This is a genomic window from Pseudomonas flavocrustae (assembly GCF_029872515.1).
In the GTDB taxonomy this organism is placed as follows: domain Bacteria; phylum Pseudomonadota; class Gammaproteobacteria; order Pseudomonadales; family Pseudomonadaceae; genus Chryseomonas; species Chryseomonas aestiva.
The window spans coordinates 17121-34286 of sequence record NZ_JAPDIQ010000003.1 but is presented as its reverse complement, the minus strand read 5'-3'; the positions used below and the strand labels follow the sequence as shown (position 1 = coordinate 34286).

15 protein-coding genes and 1 pseudogene are annotated in these 17166 nt (G+C 66.1%); 8 read left to right on the top strand and 8 right to left on the bottom strand.

The genetic code is table 11. The features are described from left to right. Positions 1-16: 16 nt before the first annotated feature. The 5 genes and pseudogenes from OMP44_RS08075 to OMP44_RS08055 form a co-directional block, all read right to left on the bottom strand. On the bottom strand, positions 17-2020 hold the full coding sequence (locus tag OMP44_RS08075; RefSeq protein WP_280307290.1) for an alpha-1,4-glucan--maltose-1-phosphate maltosyltransferase: 2004 nt from the start codon (positions 2018-2020) through the stop codon (positions 17-19). 456 nt (positions 2021-2476) lie between these two features. Next, complete coding sequence (gene nadE / locus OMP44_RS08070; protein WP_187979184.1) at positions 2477-3307, bottom strand: NAD(+) synthase; 831 nt, start codon at positions 3305-3307, stop codon at positions 2477-2479. After that, complete coding sequence (locus OMP44_RS08065) at positions 3304-3813, bottom strand: CinA family protein (protein ID WP_273861643.1); 510 nt, start codon at positions 3811-3813, stop codon at positions 3304-3306. Before OMP44_RS08065 ends, nadE begins: the two co-directional genes overlap by 4 nt. A 165-nt stretch (positions 3814-3978) precedes the next feature. After that, positions 3979-4461: pseudogene (locus OMP44_RS08060) on the bottom strand (nucleotidyltransferase family protein); the annotation flags it as partial. 2 nt (positions 4462-4463) lie between these two features. After that, entirely contained in the window at positions 4464-5453 is a 990-nt protein-coding gene (locus OMP44_RS08055) for an XdhC family protein (protein WP_280307289.1), read from the bottom strand. Positions 5454-5595: 142 nt separating this feature from the next. On the opposite strand from OMP44_RS08055, the gene ku reads away from it, so the two are divergent. The 6 genes from ku (at position 5596) to OMP44_RS08025 (ending at position 12173) form a co-directional block, all read left to right on the top strand. Beyond that, positions 5596-6471: a non-homologous end joining protein Ku gene (gene ku, locus OMP44_RS08050; RefSeq protein ID WP_273861625.1), complete on the top strand. Its 876-nt coding sequence runs from the start codon at positions 5596-5598 to the stop codon at positions 6469-6471. Positions 6472-6482: 11 nt separating this feature from the next. Beyond that, the gene (gene ligD / locus OMP44_RS08045) at positions 6483-9047 is read left to right on the top strand and encodes a DNA ligase D (protein ID WP_280307288.1); all 2565 of its coding nucleotides are present in this window, start codon (positions 6483-6485) and stop codon (positions 9045-9047) included. A 117-nt stretch (positions 9048-9164) separates the two neighbouring features. Then, positions 9165-10175 carry an acyl-CoA dehydrogenase gene (locus OMP44_RS08040; protein ID WP_405046470.1) on the top strand — a complete coding sequence of 337 codons (1011 nt, stop codon included), beginning with the start codon at positions 9165-9167 and terminating at the stop codon, positions 10173-10175. Next, positions 10163-10924, top strand: coding sequence for a PIG-L deacetylase family protein (locus OMP44_RS08035; RefSeq protein ID WP_280307287.1), 762 nt, complete (start codon positions 10163-10165; stop codon positions 10922-10924). Before OMP44_RS08040 ends, OMP44_RS08035 begins: the two co-directional genes overlap by 13 nt. An 8-nt stretch (positions 10925-10932) precedes the next feature. Beyond that, positions 10933-11520, top strand: coding sequence for a class I SAM-dependent methyltransferase (locus OMP44_RS08030; protein ID WP_280307286.1), 588 nt, complete (start codon positions 10933-10935; stop codon positions 11518-11520). Next, positions 11517-12173, top strand: a complete 657-nt coding sequence (locus OMP44_RS08025) for a glycosyltransferase family 2 protein (RefSeq protein WP_133861813.1) — start codon at positions 11517-11519, stop codon at positions 12171-12173. Before OMP44_RS08030 ends, OMP44_RS08025 begins: the two co-directional genes overlap by 4 nt. Before the next feature lie 3 nt (positions 12174-12176). On the opposite strand, the gene OMP44_RS08020 is transcribed toward OMP44_RS08025, so the two are convergent. Further along, positions 12177-12971 (bottom strand): AraC family transcriptional regulator, encoded by a 795-nt coding sequence (locus tag OMP44_RS08020; RefSeq protein WP_273861628.1) that lies wholly within the window; start codon positions 12969-12971, stop codon positions 12177-12179. A 76-nt stretch (positions 12972-13047) separates the two neighbouring features. Between OMP44_RS08020 and OMP44_RS08015 the strand changes: the two genes are divergently transcribed. Next, positions 13048-14058 (top strand): bile acid:sodium symporter family protein, encoded by a 1011-nt coding sequence (locus OMP44_RS08015; RefSeq protein WP_280307285.1) that lies wholly within the window; start codon positions 13048-13050, stop codon positions 14056-14058. 24 nt (positions 14059-14082) lie between these two features. Here the strand turns inward: OMP44_RS08015 and gorA are convergent, their stop codons facing one another. Both gorA and galU read right to left on the bottom strand, forming a co-directional pair. Then, positions 14083-15456 (bottom strand): glutathione-disulfide reductase, encoded by a 1374-nt coding sequence (gene gorA, locus OMP44_RS08010; protein WP_280307284.1) that lies wholly within the window; start codon positions 15454-15456, stop codon positions 14083-14085. A 127-nt stretch (positions 15457-15583) separates the two neighbouring features. Then, a complete protein-coding gene (gene galU, locus OMP44_RS08005) occupies positions 15584-16414 on the bottom strand; it encodes a UTP--glucose-1-phosphate uridylyltransferase GalU (protein WP_133861817.1) in 831 nt (276 codons plus the stop codon). Between the two features lie 227 nt (positions 16415-16641). Here galU and OMP44_RS08000 point away from each other — a divergent pair, with 227 nt between their 5' ends. After that, positions 16642-17136 carry a hypothetical protein gene (locus OMP44_RS08000; protein WP_133861818.1) on the top strand — a complete coding sequence of 165 codons (495 nt, stop codon included), beginning with the start codon at positions 16642-16644 and terminating at the stop codon, positions 17134-17136. Positions 17137-17166: the final 30 nt, after the last annotated feature.

The following is a 17166-nucleotide window of genomic DNA, read 5'->3' as shown; positions in this document are numbered from 1 at the left end:
TCCGCCCGAGGTATCGCTAGTGGCCCGCCTGGATGCGCCAGATGCCGAAGGGCATCGACGGCTCCAGCCGTGTCCACTGAGTCTTGCCGTGCCAGGCCCAGCGGTGCCCGGTCATCAGGTCTTCGCCGTAGGTGGTGGCGTGATCGTCGAGGCCCAGCTCCCACAGCGGCAATTCGAAGTGGCCCTCCTGGGCATTGAAGGGATCCAGGTTGATCGCCACCAGGATGAAGTTGCCCAGATCGTCGGTGCGCTTGCCGAAGTAGAGGATCTGGTCGTTCCAGCAGGTATAGGCCTTCAGGCCCAGATGGGTTTGCAGCGCGGGGTTCTGCCGGCGGATGCGATTGAGCTGGGCGATCTCGCCCATGATGTTGCCCGGCGCATAGAAGTCGCGCGGCCGCAGCTCGTATTTCTCCGAATCCAGGTACTCCTCCTTGCCCGGCGTGAGCGGCGCGCCCTCGCAGAGCTCGAAGCCTGCGTACATGCCCCAGAGGCCGGAGCCCATGGTGGCCAGTGCCGCGCGGATCAGGAAACCGGGGCGGCCACTGGTCTGCAGGAAGGCCGGGTTGATGTCCGGCGTGTTGACGAAGAAATTCGGCCGGTAGCAGTCGCGCAGGGGCGCTTCGTTGAGCTCGGTGAAATACTCGGTCAGCTCGGCCTTGGTGTTACGCCAGGTGAAGTAGGTGTAGCTCTGGCTGTAGCCCACCTTGCCCAGGCGCGCCATCATCGCCGGCTTGGTGAAGGCCTCGGCGAGGAACATGACGTCGGCGTCGCGGCCGCGGATATCGGCGATCAGCCACTCCCAGAAGGGCAGCGGCTTGGTGTGGGGGTTGTCGACGCGGAAGATCTTCACGCCCTGCTCCACCCAGTGCCAGACCACATCACGCAACACCAGCCACAGATCCGGCACGGCGTCCTGGGCATAGAAGTCCACGTTGACGATGTCCTGGTACTTCTTCGGCGGATTCTCCGCGTAGCGCATGGAGCCGTCCGGGCGCCAGGAGAACCAGCCCGGATGCTCCTTGAGCCACGGATGGTCGGGCGAGCACTGGATGGCGAAGTCCAGGGCGATCTCCAGGCCGTGATCGGCGGCGGCGGCCACCAGGGCACGGAAGTCGTCCAGGGTACCCAGCTCGGGATGCACGGCATCGTGACCACCGTCCGGGCTGCCGATGGCATAGGGGCTGCCCGGCTGATCGGCGCCGGCGCCCAGGGTGTTGTTCTTGCCCTTGCGATGGGCCAGGCCGATCGGATGGATCGGCGGGAAGTACAGCACATCGAAGCCCATGTCGCGCACGCGCGGCAATTCGCCGATCACGTTGCGGAAGGTGCCATGGCGATGGGGATCATCGGTGATGGAACGGGGAAAGAGTTCGTACCAGCTGGCGAATTCGGCGCGCAGGCGCTCGATGTCCAGCGGATATTCGATGCTATGGGTCAGGTGGGCATAGGCGTCCACCGGGGTCATGGCCTGGCTCGCCTCGCCCGCCAGCAGCACGGCGACCTTGTCACCTTCGCTACCGGCCTGGTCCAGGCGCTGCAGCAGAGCCTCGAGCGGGCCGCGCTGCTCGCCTTCGGCGCGGGACAGCGCCTGCTCGACGTGGAGACGGCCTTCCTGCAATTCCAAGTTCAGCCCGACGCCCGCGGCGTACTTCTTCTCGATCTCGTAGCGGTAGGTGCCCCAGACATCCCACCAGGCCTGGACCACGAATTCATAGCGGCCCACGGCTGGCGGCGTGAAGCGTCCACGCCAGAGGTCATTGGTCTCGAGCGTCAGCGGGGTCTGTTGCCAGTTCTCTTCGCCCTCCTGACGCCAGAGCACACTGGCAGCCAGCTTGTCGTGGCCATCGGCGAAGATCTTGGCGGTCACTTCGACCACCCGCCCGGCGATGCCCTTGGCGGGAAACTGGCCATTGTCCACGGCCGGCGTGACCGCCTCTATGGCGATGCGCGGGGTCTGGGCAGCGGTAGCGGGATCAAGGGAAAGGGTGGAAAAAGAACCGGGGAGATCGGTGTTCGACATCGAGCCTGACTCCATCTTGGGACGCGTGAAAGGCCGCAACGCGCTAGCGCTGCGACCTTGGTCATGAACCCGCTACTGCTTGGCTTACCGCCAAAGAGGCCCGGCTGGCCGAACCCCTGAAGGGAGTCGGTAACCCGCAGCGACGTCCATGAGGACGCCGCTCCAGACAGCCGCGACTCTACTGCAACCGGAAGCACTCACGCGGGTGTGTCTGAAAGAGTCTGAGCACCGACGGCGCGCAAAAGTTCAGCCAAATCTCAATGACCGGCAGGCGCAGAAAATCAGTAAAAATCCTGAAATATCATCCGCTTAGGTCAAATATATGAATCGATATCTAACCCAACACCGAACGCCCTGGAGTTAGTCGAATAGCAGCGCAGCACACACCGGGATGGCAATCGTACTAGGGCTACTATTCGGGAAATCACCTAAATAAGTACTCGCAACCCTATGATTTCAATGGAAAGGCGTATAGGGCAGATCGCGCTTGTGGGCGCTACGCCGGTAGGTATTGAGAATGATCTCCAGGGTCGCCGGGCTTACTGCCTTGCCTTCCAGGAAATCGTCGATCTCGGCATAGGTGATGCCGAAGGCATCTTCATCGGCCTTGCCAGGCGACAGGGATTCCAGATCGGCGGTCGGCACCTTGTGCACCAATTCGTTCGGTGCGCCTAGCCACTCGGCCACCGCCCTAACCCGCCGCTTGTTGAGCCCGTGCAAAGGAGTCAGGTCACAGGCGCCATCGCCGAACTTGGTATAGAAGCCCATCAGCGCTTCCGCCGCATGATCGGTGCCTATCACCAGGCCCCGACGTGCGCCGGCTACGGCGTACTGGGCGATCATGCGCTGGCGCGCCTTGATGTTGCCCAGGGTAAAGTCTTCATGGAGTTCGTCATCGAAGGCCACCCGGGCTTCGCGCACCGAGGCGAGCATCGCGTCGCTGGCGGGCTTGATATTGACGGTATGGGTCTCGTCGGGCTGGATGAATTGCAGGGCGCGCTGGGCATCCGCCTCATCGCGCTGCACGCCATAGGGCAGCCGCATGGCAATGAATCTCAGGCGGGCATTGCCACTTTCCTCGCGCGCCCGTTCCACCGCCAGTTGGGCGAGTCGACCCGCGGTGGAGGAATCCACGCCGCCACTGATGCCCAGCACATAGCTCTCCTGGCGGCTGCCGAGCAGATAGTCCTTGAGGAACTGGATACGACGCTCCGCTTCCGCGGCCGGATCGAAATATTCGGGTACCTGCAGGGCCTGGATGATGTCGCGCTGAAGGGCTTCGGTCATCGGGCGTTCTCCTCTGATTCGCGTTCGAGACGTTGATGATAGGGCACCACCGCGCCGAGGCTATGACGGGCCGCCGCCAGTTGCACGGCCTCGCGATCGCCGGGGAAGTGCCGGGTTTCGGAATAAAGCACGATGTCATCGCCAACCCGGTAGCCCCAGGCGAAGCAGACGGTTCCCTGGGGAATGCCGTCCGCTCCGCCGGGCCCGGCCAGCCCGGTATTGGCGATGGCCACCTGAGCCGGACTGTCACACAGGGCACCGGCGGCCATCTCCCGCGCCACTTCTTCGCTGGTGAGGTTATGACGCTCGATGGTCTCCGGCCTGACGCCCAGGAGACGCTGCTTGGCTTCGGGGGAATAGACGACGTAACCCGATTCGATGCAGCCGCCGCTGCCGGGTATCTCCGACAGCAGCCCCACGACCTTGCCGGCCGTGCAGGATTCGGCCGTGGTGAGTTGCAGTTCGCGGGTCTTGAGATAGTCCAGCATGGACTCGATGGTGTTCATGAGTGCGTGTCCCCAAAAGCGGTGCTCCTCCCTTGGAAGAGCGGCGAATTGGGGAAGTTCTGGGGCTACCTGCCCGGTATTTTCCAGGTCGGCGGGCGTATCGATGTCGTGGTGGATACCGGCGTCCGCGACCTCCCGCTCTAGCACCGAACCCTCGCGCAGGAGCCGTTTCGCTCCCTCGTCCCCCTCGAGTTCGCCCAGCGCAGCAGCAAAATTCCGACCAAAGAGCACGGGATGACCACGCCTGCCCTGGCAGGTCGGGATGATGATACGTTCGGGATGATGCAGGTCCAGCAACTGCCGGGCCGTCGCGGGCTGTACGAAGGGCATATCGCCCAGGGTTACCAGCCAACCGGACGCACCGGACGTCGCTTGCACCGCGGCGGCCAGGCTGTCGCCCATGCCGGTGGTGGGCAGGCTCAGCACTGCCAGGCCTTCCTGTTGCGCCAGCTCGGCGCGCCAGGGAGCGCTGTCCGAAACCACTGCCAGGCACGGTAGACCCAGGCCTCGCCACAGTCGAAAGGTCGCCTGCAACACCGTCAGCTCGGCCGGTCCGGGCAAGGCGGCCTGCAGCTTGTCGCCACCGCCGGCGGCGCGGAAGCGACTCCCGGCACCCGCCGCGAGGATCAGCACCTGAACCGGGGCCATCCCTAGGCGACCTGCTCCACCGCCACCAGGGCGCGCTTCTTCTGGGTCAGAGCGATGCCGTTCTTGACGGCGACCACCTCTGCCAGCAGCGACAGGGCGATTTCCGGTGGGGTGTGACTGCCGATATGCAGGCCGATGGGGCCATGCAGGCGATTGATCGCTGCGACCGGCAGGTCCAGCTGCAGCAGCCGCTCCCGCCGCCGGTCATTGTTGCGCAGTGAGCCCAGGGCGCCGACGTAGAAGGCGTCGGACTGCAGCGCCGTCAGCAGGGCCAGGTCATCCAGGCGCGGATCGTGGGTCAGGGCTACCACCGCGGTGCGTTCGTCCGGGCGGATCGACAGCACGGCATCGTCCGGCATGCCGGAGATGAAACGCGCCTGGCGCGTCTCCCAGCCCTGACGGAATTCCTCGCGGGGATCGCAGACCAGCACCTCGAAATCGAGCATGGCCGCCATGTCGGCGACATAGAGCGATAGCTGACCGGCACCGATGAGCAGCAGGCGCCAACGCGGTCCATGGACCAGGCGCAGCCGCTGCTCGTCCAGGGTGACCGGCGCATCGTGGGTGGTGCTGGAAATCCGCACCTCGCCGGTCGCCAGGTCCAGCTCACGCAAGGCCAGTTCGTGGCCGTCGCAGCATTGCAGCAACTGCTCGACCCAACAACAGTCACCGACCTGCTCCTGGACCAGACGCAGGGTACCGCCGCAGGGCAGCCCGAAACGCGCGGCTTCGTCGCCGGAGACGCCGTAGGTGATGATCTCCGGGCGCTTCCCGGCGAACTGGCCGGCGTGCAGTCGGGCGATCAGATCGTCCTCGATGCAGCCACCGGACACGGAGCCACAGACCTGGCCATCGTCGCGCAGGGCCAGCATGGCGCCCGGCGGCCGGGGCGAACTGCCCCAGGTCTGGACCACGGTGAACAGGCTGACGCCCTGTCCCTGCCGTCGCCAGGCCAGGGTCTTGCGCAAAACTTCTTGATCGACACTGTCCACGCCCTGCTCCTCTCTACCCTGCACCTGCGACGGCAAAAACGTCGTTCCGGGGGTAGAACCCAACAGCGGAGCGGGGTTCCCCAGGGCGGAACCCGATGGATCGCCGGCCTATCCATAGGGGACACCCAAGAGGAGAACGCCCATGCCCCGCTCGATCTGGAAAGGCGCCGTCAGCTTCGGCCTGGTGCACATCCCCGTTTCGGTCGTCTCGGCGACCCGGCAATCGGGCATCGACTTTGACTGGCTGGACGAACGCAGTCTCGATCCGGTGGGCTACAAGCGGATCAACAAGACCACCGGCAAGGAGGTGCCCAGCGAACACATCGTCAAGGGCGTCGAACATGGCAAGGGCAAGTACGTGGTGCTCAGCGAGGACGAGATCCACAACGCGCTGCCCGAGGCCACTCGCACCATCGACATCCTCACCTTCGTCGAGGCGCGGGAGATCTCCATCCTGCACTTCGAGAAGCCCTACTACCTGGCGCCGGACAAGAACGGCGAAAAGGTCTATGCCCTGCTCCGCGACACCCTGAGCGCCGCCGGCAAGGTGGGCGTGGCCAACCTGGTAATGCACTCCAAGCAGCACCTGGCGGTGATCATGCCGCTGGGCGATGCCCTGGTGCTCAACACCCTGCGCTGGGCCGACGAGGTCCGCTCCGCGGAAGACGTCGGGCTCGAAGGGCTGGACGCCAAGGTCACCAAGAAGGAAGTGGACATGGCCCAGCGGCTGGTGGACGAGATGACCGAGCAATGGGATCCGGAGCAGTACCACGACACCTTCAAGGACAACGTCATGGCCCTGGTCGAACGCAAGCTCAAGGACGGCAAGCTGGAAGCCGTCGCCGAGGAGCCCGAAACCGAGGACAGCGGTGCCGACGTCATCGACCTCACCGAATTGCTGCGCCGCAGCCTGGGCGGCAAGCAGGACAAGGCCAAGGAGGCGCCCAAGCCCAAGGGTACCGGTCGTTCGACCAGCCGCCGTAGCCCTGCCGCCAGCCGTACCCGCAAGGCCAAGTGAGGACCGCCGCCATGGCCAGCCCGCCCAGCGAATACAACCGCAAGCGCAACTTCGACATCACCGCCGAGCCGCGGGACGAGGACAGTCCGCGCCGGCGCAAGGCCAGGGGCGCCCTGAGTTTCGTCATCCAGAAGCACGATGCCCGTCGCCTGCACTATGACTTCCGTCTGGAGCTGGACGGCACCCTGAAGAGCTGGGCGGTGCCCAAGGGTCCCAGCCTGGATCCCGGTGAAAAACGTCTGGCGGTACAGGTGGAAGATCATCCGCTCGCCTACGGCAGCTTCGAAGGCAGCATTCCCGAAGGCCAGTACGGCGCGGGCGATGTCATCGTCTGGGACCGCGGCGAGTGGCAGGCGGAGGGCGATGCGGCCGAAGCCTATGCCGCTGGCAAGCTCAAGTTCGAACTCCGCGGCGAAAAGCTCCGCGGCCACTGGACCCTGGTACGCACCCGGCTGCAGGGCCATGGCGACAAGCCGCAGTGGTTGCTGATCAAGGAGCGCGACGCTGAAGCCCGCGACAGCGCCGACTACGAGGTGACCGCGGCCGAACCCGACAGCGTGCTGAGCGACAAGACTCTGCCGCGGCTGGCGCAGCCCAAGGCCAAGTCCAAGGGCAAAACCGCTAGCCAACCGAAGGCAGCCAAGGCGCCGGCGCGCCAGGCCAAGGCACGCAAGGCCAAGCTGCCCGAGACCCTGGAGGCGCAACTGGCGACCCTGGTCGACAGTCCGCCGGCCGGCGACTGGCTGTACGAGGTGAAATACGACGGCTATCGGTTGCTCGCCCATATCGAGGACGGTGAGGTGCGCCTCTTCACCCGCAGCGGCAACGACTGGACCGAACGTCTGCCCGAGCAGGCCAGGGCACTGGCGGCCCTTGGCCTGGAAAACGCCTGGCTGGACGGCGAGATCGTGGTCAACGATGCCCAGGGCATCTCCAGCTTTCAGGCGCTGCAGAATGCCTTCGAGACCGGCAGGGCGACCCGCATCGCCTATTACCTGTTCGACCTGCCCTATCTCAATGGCGCGGATCTGCGCGAGGTACCGGTCGAGCAGCGCCGCGAGCTGCTCGGCAAGCTGCTGGAGCAAGGCAACGACAGCGACCTGCTGCGCTTTTCCGCCGCCTTCGAGGTACCGGCCGATCGCATCCTGGCCAGCGCCTGCGAACTGGGCCTCGAAGGGGTGATCGGCAAGCGCCTGGGCAGTGCCTATCGCTCCCGGCGCAACAAGGACTGGATCAAGCTCAAGTGCGCCCATCGCCAGGAATTCGTCATCGTCGGCTACACCCCGCCCAAGGGCGGCCGCCAGCACCTGGGCGCGCTGCTGGTGGCGCTGCACGATGACCAGGGCCGGCTGCACTATGCCGGCAAGGTCGGCACCGGCTTTACCGCCGCCCTGCTCAAGCAGTTGCACGGCAGATTCCAGCCGCTGATCGTCGATCAGCCGCCGGTGGTGGATCCGCCGAGGGGCGCCGCCTACCGCGAGGTGACCTGGTTGCGGCCCGAGCAGCTGTGCGAGATTGCCTACGCCGAGCTGACCCAGGATCGCATCGTCCGTCAGGGCGTCTTCCATGGCCTGCGTGACGACAAGCCCGCCGAGGGCATCGGCCTCGAACAGGCCGCGCCGGCACGGGAAGCCGAAGGTCCCGACGCCCCGCCCCGGCGCAAACCCGGTGCCGGACAGCAGGAGGCTACCGTCGCCGGAGTGCGCATCAGCCACCCCGAGCGCGTCATTGACGAGGCCAGCGGCGCGCGCAAACTCGACGTGGCCGGCTATTACGCCGCCGTTGCCGACTGGATCCTGCCGCACCTGGCCGAGCGGCCCGTGGCCCTGGTCCGTACGCCCGAGGGTATCGCCGGCGAGCAGATTTTCCAGAAGCACAAACAGACCCTGGCGATCCCCCATATCCGCGAACTGGCGCCCGAGCTGGATCCGGGTCATGCACCGCTGATGGTCATCGACAGTCGCGAGGCTCTCATCGGCGCGGCCCAGATGGGTACGGTGGAACTCCATACCTGGAATGCCACCGCCGCCCGCATCGATCGCCCCGACCGCTTCATCCTCGATCTCGACCCCGATCCCGCCCTGCCCTGGTCGCGCATGGTGGAAGCGACGGAGCTGGTGCTGACCCTGCTCGACGAGCTGGACCTCCAGGCGTTCGTCAAGACCAGCGGCGGCCGCGGTCTGCACTTGGTGGTGCCCCTGGATAGGCGCCAGGATTGGGACACCGTCAAGGCCTTCGCCCAGGCGGCCGCCCAGCACCTGGCCAACACCCTGCCCAAGCTCTTCGCTGCCAAGATGGGCGCCCGGAATCGCCAGGGGAAGATCTTCGTCGACTACCTGCGCAATCGCCATGGCGCCACCACGGTGAGCGCCTTTTCCCTGCGCGCCCGTCCCCACCTCGGCGTTTCGGTGCCCGTGGCGCGCGACGAGCTGACCGACCTGCAGGGCAGCGACCAATGGCGCTTCGATTCGCTCCTGCAACGCCTCGAAGGGCTCAAGGACGATCCCTGGGCCGGGTATGCCGGGGTGCGCCAGAGCCTCACGGCCGCGCGGCGCAAACGACTGGGCGTGGCCTAGCGACACGCCTGCCGTCGGCCAGCATAGGGCCCAAGCGAAACCCCTTATCGCTCCCCGTGGTCTGCACTAACGAGCGCTGTCGTGGACAGCGCCGTCGCCAGCCACGGGATGGAGCCGATGTCGATCGATCTGGATAGCCTTCAGGACACCCTGGACGAGTGGGCCTATGACGAGGTCACTCCCGCACTGCTGCAACACCGACTCCAGATTCTCAATCAGCGCGGCCTCGACCGCCTGCCCTTGCCCGGCCAGGGTCAGACCCTGGATCGTTGGCGCGCTTTGGCCCAGGTAGCCCATCATGATCTGGGCCTGGTCAAGCTGTACGAGGGCCATACCGATGCCCTGGCCATCCTGAGCGAACTGGATGGCTACGTACCGCCTGAAAGCCTCTGGGGCGTCTGGGCTGCCGAGCCGCCGGACGCCCGCCTGCTGGTGCGCTACAGCGCCGACGGCATGGTCACCCTGCACGGCCGCAAGTCCTGGTGCTCCGGCGCCGCCCTGGTCAGCCATGCCCTGGTCACCGCCTGGATGGACGACCATCCGATGCTGGTGGCGGTGGAAATGAAGCAACCCGGCGTCGAGGTCACCCAGGACGGCTGGCGCGCCATCGGCATGCAGCACACGGGTAGCGTCGATGTGCTCTTCGATGGCGCCGCCGGCGTGCTGGTCGGGGCTCCCGGTCGGTACCTGCACCGTCCCGGCTTCTGGCATGGCGGCGGCGGCATCGCCGCCTGCTGGTATGGCTCAGCCACCGCCCTGGCGGATACCCTGCGCGCCCATTGCAAGCGTCATCGCGAACCCCATGCCCTCGCGCACCTGGGCCACGTGGACGCCGCCCTGCTCGGCGCCGTCACGGCCTTGCGCCAGGCCGCCCACTGGATCGACCTCAATCCCGAGGCGGACGCCCGCTATCCCGTCTGCCAGTTGCGGGCCCTGGTCGAGCAGTGCGCCGAAATCGTCATCCGCCATACCGGCCGCGCCTTCGGCGCCGCGCCGCTGTGCCGTGACGCCTATTGCGCCCGCCACATGGCGGACCTTCCCGTCTACCTGCGCCAGAGTCACGCCGAACGTGATCTGGCGGTACTGGGTGACCTCAATCTGCTGGAGGGTGCCCCTTGGCAACTGTAGGCGATCGTCAGATTCAGGGACTCGGCACCCCGCCCGAGGCGTGGCTGCAGTGGTCAGGCTTTGGCGAGATGCCGGCCATCGAAGCCGCGCAACTGGTTCCGCCGGGACATCGCGCCGTGGTGGTCGCCCCTCACCCGGACGACGAAATCCTCGGTTGCGGCGGCCTGCTCTGCCTGCTGGGCGAACTGGGGCGCCGGTTGGCGCTGGTGGCGGTCACCGATGGCGATGGCAGCCATCCGCAGTCCACCCTCTGGCCCGCCAGCCGCCTGCGCAATACCCGCCCGCTGGAAACCCGCGAAGCCCTGCGCCGGCTGCGCCTGGAACGCGCCACCGTGACGCGCCTGGCGATCCCGGACGGTCAGGTCAGCGAGCAGGAAGACGCCCTGCAACAGCGCCTGCTGGAGTTCATCACTCCCGAGGACGTGGTCTTCGCCACCTGGCGGCTGGATGGCCATCCCGATCACGAGGCGACCGGGCGTGCGGCGGTGGAAGCCTGCCGTTTGCGCGGGGCTCGCTGCATCGAGGTGCCGGTCTGGACCTGGCACTGGGCCGCCCCCGGTGATCCGCGCGTGCCCTGGGACCGGGCGCGGCGCCTGGATCTGGAAGAAGATGTCCTCGCGCTGAAGAAGCGTGCGGTCAGCGCCTTTGGCAGTCAGCTGACCGAGGACGCCAGCACGGGACAGGGGCCGATCCTGCCGCCTGCGGTGGTTGCCCGTCTTACCCGTGCCTGGGAGGTCTATCTGACGTGACTGTCTCCATGAGCTATTTCGACTCGCTCTACGCCAACAGCGAAGACCCCTGGGACTACCGCCATCGCTGGTACGAGGCGCGCAAGCGCGATCTGACCCTGGCCGTGCTGCCGCATCGCCGCTACACGCACGGCTATGAGCCAGGCTGCTCCACCGGTGAACTGTCCCGGCGCCTGGCCGAACGCTGCGAACGGCTGCTGGTCAGCGACGGCAATGCCTCGGTGGTCGCCACTGCCAGCGAGCGCCTGGCCGACCAGCCCCACGTCGAGGTACGGCACGCGCTTTTGCCGGACGCCTGGCCCGCGGGCGCCTTCGATCTCATCGTCATCAGCGAGATCGGCTACTACCTCGGTGAGCGCGGCCTGGATGCCCTGCTGGATCGCGCCCACAGCGCCCTGTTGCCCGGCGGGGTGCTGCTCGGCTGCCACTGGCGCCACCCCATCGACGGCTGCGCCCTGACCGGCGACCAGGTCCACGCACGCATGGCCGCCCTGCCCGGCCTGCATCGCCTGAGCCAGCTCGAAGAAGCCGATTTCGTCCTCACCCTCTGGTCTTCCGATCCCACCTCCGTCGCCCGCCGGGAGCAGCTTCTATGATAGGTGCCGTGATACCCGCTCATAACGAAGAGCAACACGTCGAACGCTGTCTGCAATCGGTGCTGCGCGCCGCGCGGCATCCGGCCCTGCTGGGTGAGACCGTCGAGATCGTCATCGTGCTGGACAGCTGCACCGACGGCACCGCCGACATCGTTCGTCGCCTGCCGGTAACCGCACTGGAGGTCTGGGCCTGCAACGTCGGCCTGACCCGGGCGACCGGCGCGGCCCACCTGATCCAGCGGGGCGCGCGCTGGCTGGCCTGCACCGATGCCGACTCCGAGGTGGCGCCGGACTGGTTTGCCGCCCAACTCGCCTACGGCGCCGATGCCGTCTGCGGTGTGGTCGAGGTGGACGACTGGGCCCCGCATTCCCCCGGTCTGAGAGCGCGCTATGAGGCGGCCTATCACGATCGTGAAGGCCATCAGCACATCCACGGCGCCAACTTTGGCATCTCGGCGGCGGCCTACCTGCGCGCCGGGGGCTTTCCCTCCATGACCGTGGACGAGGACGTCACCCTGGTCACCGCGCTCAAGACCCAGGGCGCGCGTATCGCCTGGAGCAACAGCGTGCGGGTGCGCACCAGCTCACGGCTGGACTGCCGGGCTCGCGGCGGCTTCGGTGACTACCTGAGCCTGCTCGGCGCCACCGCCTGACGGTTAGACGCCCAGGGCGAAGGCCCCGGGCGTCGCGCCGAACTGGCGGCGAAAGGCCGCGATGAAGGCCGATGGCGAGTTGTAGCCGCAATCCAGCGCCACCTCGGTCACCGCGGCGCCCTGCTCCAGGCGCTCAAGGGCGCTGATCAGCCGCAACCGCTGGCGCCAGGTCCTGAAGGTCAGCTCGGTATCCCGCAGGAAGGCACGACTCAGGGTCTTTTCCGACGCCCCCAGCACCCCCGACCATTGCGCCAGGGTACGGTCGTCCGACGGATTGGCCGCCAGGGCCTCGCACAGCAGCCGCAGCCGGCCATCCTGGGGCGCCGGCAGCGACAACCCCACCTCGGGCGCCGCCTGCAGCTGATCGAGCATCACCGACACCAGCCTGCCCTCGGCGCCATCCTCGTCATATTCCCGGGCGAAGCCACTGAAGATCTTGATCAGCTCGCGGATCAGGGGGCTGACCGCCACCACGCGACAGCGCTCGCCGACATAGGGCGCTGCCTCGGCGCTCACATAGAGACTGCGCATCTCCGCCTGCGGCGAGGAACGCACCTGGTGCTCCACATCGGCGGCGATCCACACCGCCCGCTGCGGCGGCGCGACGTAGCTGCCCTCAGCGGTGGTCACCGTGAGCACCCCCCGGATGGCATAGGACAGTTGCCCCCAGGGATGTCGGTGCCAGGGTGTCCAGGCCGGTTGCGCCAGGGACTCGACGCGGGCATAGAGCCGCCGGGGCAGGTGGGCGAGCGCGGGAACGGGACGTTCGACCGCAGACTGTCCGTTTGACGACATCATTGGGGCTTTTCGCGTTAGTCGGTTAGGTCAGGAGACGATAGCCTTGAAGCCATCCACAGACAACCCGAGAGAGACCATGGCTCGTCCCCGCCTAATGCCCGACAACTTCACCCTGCTGCTGGTTGCCACGGTAATCCTGGCCAGCGTGCTGCCCTGCCGGGGCCTCGCTGCCCAGGTCGCCAACGTGGTGACCAACATCGCCATCGGCCTGCTGTTCTTCCTGCATGGCGCCAAGCTGTCGCGCCAGGCGCTGGTGGCCGGCATCACCCACTGGCGGCTGCACCTGCTGGTGTTCGCCTTCACCTTCGTCAGCTTTCCGTTGCTTGGCTGGGCGCTGCAGCCGCTGCTGGCGCCCCTGGTGACACCGGAGCTCTATCTTGGCGTGCTGTTCATGTGCGCCCTGCCCGCCACCGTGCAGTCGTCCATCGCCTTCGTCTCCATGGCTCGCGGCAATGTCTCGGCGGCGGTCTGCAGTGCGTCGCTGTCCAGCCTGCTCGGCATCTTCCTCACCCCGCTCCTGGTACGGCTGCTGCTCGACGCCCATGGCGGCTCGGACGGCCAGAGCACCCTCGACGCCATCGTCAAGATATGCGTCCAGCTGCTGCTGCCCTTTGTTGCCGGCCAGCTGCTGCGCCCGGTGATCGGCCACTGGGTCGATCGCCACAAGGGCAAGCTCAAGTTCGTCGACCAGGGGTCCATCCTGCTGGTGGTCTACACCGCCTTCAGCGCCGCGGTGATCGAAGGCCTGTGGCGCGAGACACCGATCCTGTCGCTGGTGGGCCTGGTGTTCATCTGCGCCACCCTGCTGACCCTGGTGCTGCTGGCCACGCGCTACAGCGCGCGGCTGCTGGGCATGAGCAAGGAAGACGAGATCACCGTGGTCTTCTGCGGCTCCAAGAAGAGCCTGGCCACGGGGGTGCCCATGGCCAAGGTGCTGTTCGCCGGCAGCACCATGGGGCCGGTGCTGCTGCCCATCATGCTGTTCCACCAGATCCAGCTGATGGTCTGCGCGATACTGGCCCAGCGCTACGCCAAGCGTGAGGCGGTAGTGCCTGTCACACCCGTGGTAGCGCCGCTACCCAAGTGATGCCCGCAGTGGCGAGGCGCCCGATCAGCGCGCCTCGTCCTCGCGAACCGGTTTGCGCATGGTGACCCACTCTTCCGCAGCCGTGGGATGGATGCCCAGGGTGTCGTCGAAGCAAGCCTTGGTCGCCCCGGCCTTGAGGGCAATGGCCAGGCACTGGATCTGCTCGCCGGCATCCGGTCCCACCATGTGGCAGCCCAGTACCTGATCGCTGTCGGCATCCACCACCAGCTTCATCAGGGTGCGCTCCTGGACATCGGTCAGGCTGAGCTTGGTCGGCCGGAAGCTGCTCTGGAAGATCTTCAACCGATGGCCACGTTCGCGGGCCTCTTCCTCGCTCAGGCCGATGCTGGCCAGGTTGGGCAGGCTGAAGACCGCACTGGCGATCAGGTCGTAGTTCAACGGGCGATAGCTGTCCGGATTGAACAGGTGCCGCGCCAGGGTCATGCCCTCGGCCAGGGCCACCGGGGTCAGTTGCACCCGGCCGATGACGTCGCCGATGGCGTAGATCGACGGCTCGGTGGTCTGGAAGGTCTCGCCGACCTCGATGAAGCCCCGCGCATCCAGGGCGACCCCGGTGTTTTCCAGCCCCAGGTCATCCAGCATCGGTCGGCGGCCGGTGGCATAGAACACGCAATCGGCTTCCAGCACCCGATCATCCTTGAGCGTCACCTGCAGGCTGCCATCGGCGGCCTTGTCGATCCGCGCCACGTCGGCATTGAACTGCAGGTCATGGCCACGTTTGAGCATCTCGTCGCGCAGGTGCTCGCGCACGCCCTGGTCGAAGCCGCGCAGGAACAGCTCGCGGCGATACAGCAGCGTGGTGCGGGCGCCCAGGCCCTGGAAGATCGAGGCGAATTCCACGGCGATGTAGCCGCCCCCCACCACCACCACCCGCTTGGGCAGCTCCGGCAGGTAGAAGGCCTCGTTGGAGGTGATGGCGTGCTCACGCCCGGGGAAGTCCGGCACGTCCGGCCAGCCACCCGTGGCGATGAGGATGCGTTCGCAGCGATAGCGCTGGCCTTCAACCTCAACGGTATGGGGATCGAGGATGCGGGCATGGGCTTCCAGCAGGGTAACCCCGCTGTTGACCAGCAAGGCCCGGTAGATGCCGTTCAGCCGGCGGATCTCGTGGTCCTTGCTGGCGACCAGGGTATTCCAGTCGAAGGCCGGGACCTCGGCGTCCCAGCCATAGCCACGGGCCTGGCGGAATTCGTCACGAAAGGAGGCACCGTAGATGAAGTATTTCTTGGGCATGCAGCCCACGTTGACGCAGGTGCCGCCGAGGTAGCGGCTTTCCGCGACTGCCACCCGGGCCCCGAAGTCGGCGGCGAAACGCGCCGCGCGCACGCCGCCCGAACCGGCGCCTATCACGAAGAGTTCGAAATCAAAGGTCGTCATGGAGCTCTCTCTCTGCAGCTGCTGGCGCCAGCATAACGCAAGGCCACCCCGGACAGCGGCGCGGATGGCCAACCGCCAGAAACGACAAGGCCACCCGCAGGTGGCCTGGTCCAGTGCACAGGGCGTCTTACAGTGCCTTGTACAGATGCTCGAAGCAGAAGTTGGTGGCTTCGACGAAGCCTTCCGCGCTGCCGCAGTCGAAACGCTGACCCTTGAATTTGTAGGCCAGTACGCAACCGTCCTGGGCCTGCTTCATCAGGGCGTCGGTGATCTGGATCTCGCCACCCTTGCCCGGCTCGGTCTGCTCGATCAGGTCGAAGATGTCCGGGGTCAGGATGTAGCGGCCGATGATCGCCAGGTTGGAAGGGGCATCTTCCGGCTTGGGCTTCTCGACCATGTTGTTCACGCGGTAGATGTCGTCGCGGATCATCTCGCCGGCGATCACGCCGTACTTGTTGGTCTCGTTGGCCGGGACTTCCTGGATGGCCACGATCGAGCAACGGAACTGGTTGTACAGCTTGACCATCTGCTTGAGGACGCTGTCGCCGTCCAGGTTCAGGCAAAGGTCGTCCGCCAGCACCACGGCGAAGGGCTCGTCACCGATCAGCGGGCGGCCGGTCAGGATGGCGTGGCCCAGGCCCTTCATTTCCACCTGACGGGTGTAGGAGAAGGTGCAGTTGTCGATCAGCTTGCGAATGCCGACCAGGTACTTTTCCTTGTCGGTGTTCTTGATCTGGCTTTCCAGCTCGTAGCTGATGTCGAAATGGTCTTCCAGCGAGCGCTTGCCACGACCGGTGACGATCCCGATCTGATGCAGGCCCGCCTCCAGAGCTTCCTCCACGGCGTACTGCACCAGCGGCTTGTTCACAATGGGCAGCATTTCCTTGGGCATGGCCTTGGTCGCAGGGAGAAAACGAGTGCCATAGCCGGCTGCCGGAAACAGACATTTGGTGATCATGGGAGTCCTTTGATCTGTACGTGAAGGCAAAACGAACGGCGGTCTATCCAGCCGCTTGTCGCATACAATGCCCGAAGCGCGCGACGCTGGAAATAGCCAGGCATGGGCGCTCTGTGGACGTGCGGATACGACTCCAGGATTGCCTTCGGGTTCTGCGCAAAGCCGCAAAGAACTGCTATCGTCCAAAGTTTGGAACCAGCGTCACGACTCCGCGGATAGATCTCGACATGAAGAAATGGATGCTACCGTTGCTGTGTGTTTCCCTCGCCGGCTGCTCCCTGGGCGGTCACCACGAGGCAGCGGAAACGCGGCCACTGAGCGCGGAACAGACCACCCTGCTGCGCCAGAACGACCTGTTGCAGGCCAAGCTGCTGGTCCTGGGTGGCAGTGAGGAACAGCTCAAGCTCGCGGATGCCCTGCTCCTGCGCAATGGCGGCACCAGCGCCGATGGCGAGGTGGAATTCTATCGGGCGGTAATCGCCATCAAGCAGGGTCCGCAGACCGACGATGTCCTGGAATTGCTGAACGCCTCCGCCGATCATCGCTATCCGCTGGCCTATGCCCTGCTCTATCGCATGTACACCGACCCCTTCCTGGTGCCCGAGGCGGATCCGATCCAGGCGCAGACCTACAAGAGCGCCTATGGCGAGCTGGCGGTCGCCAAGAGTGGCTACCCGTCCTTCGACAAGGCCCTGGAAGTCACCCGCCAGCTGGCGCCCTGAAGCCGCCCCTCTAGCCGGCCGCTTTTGCGG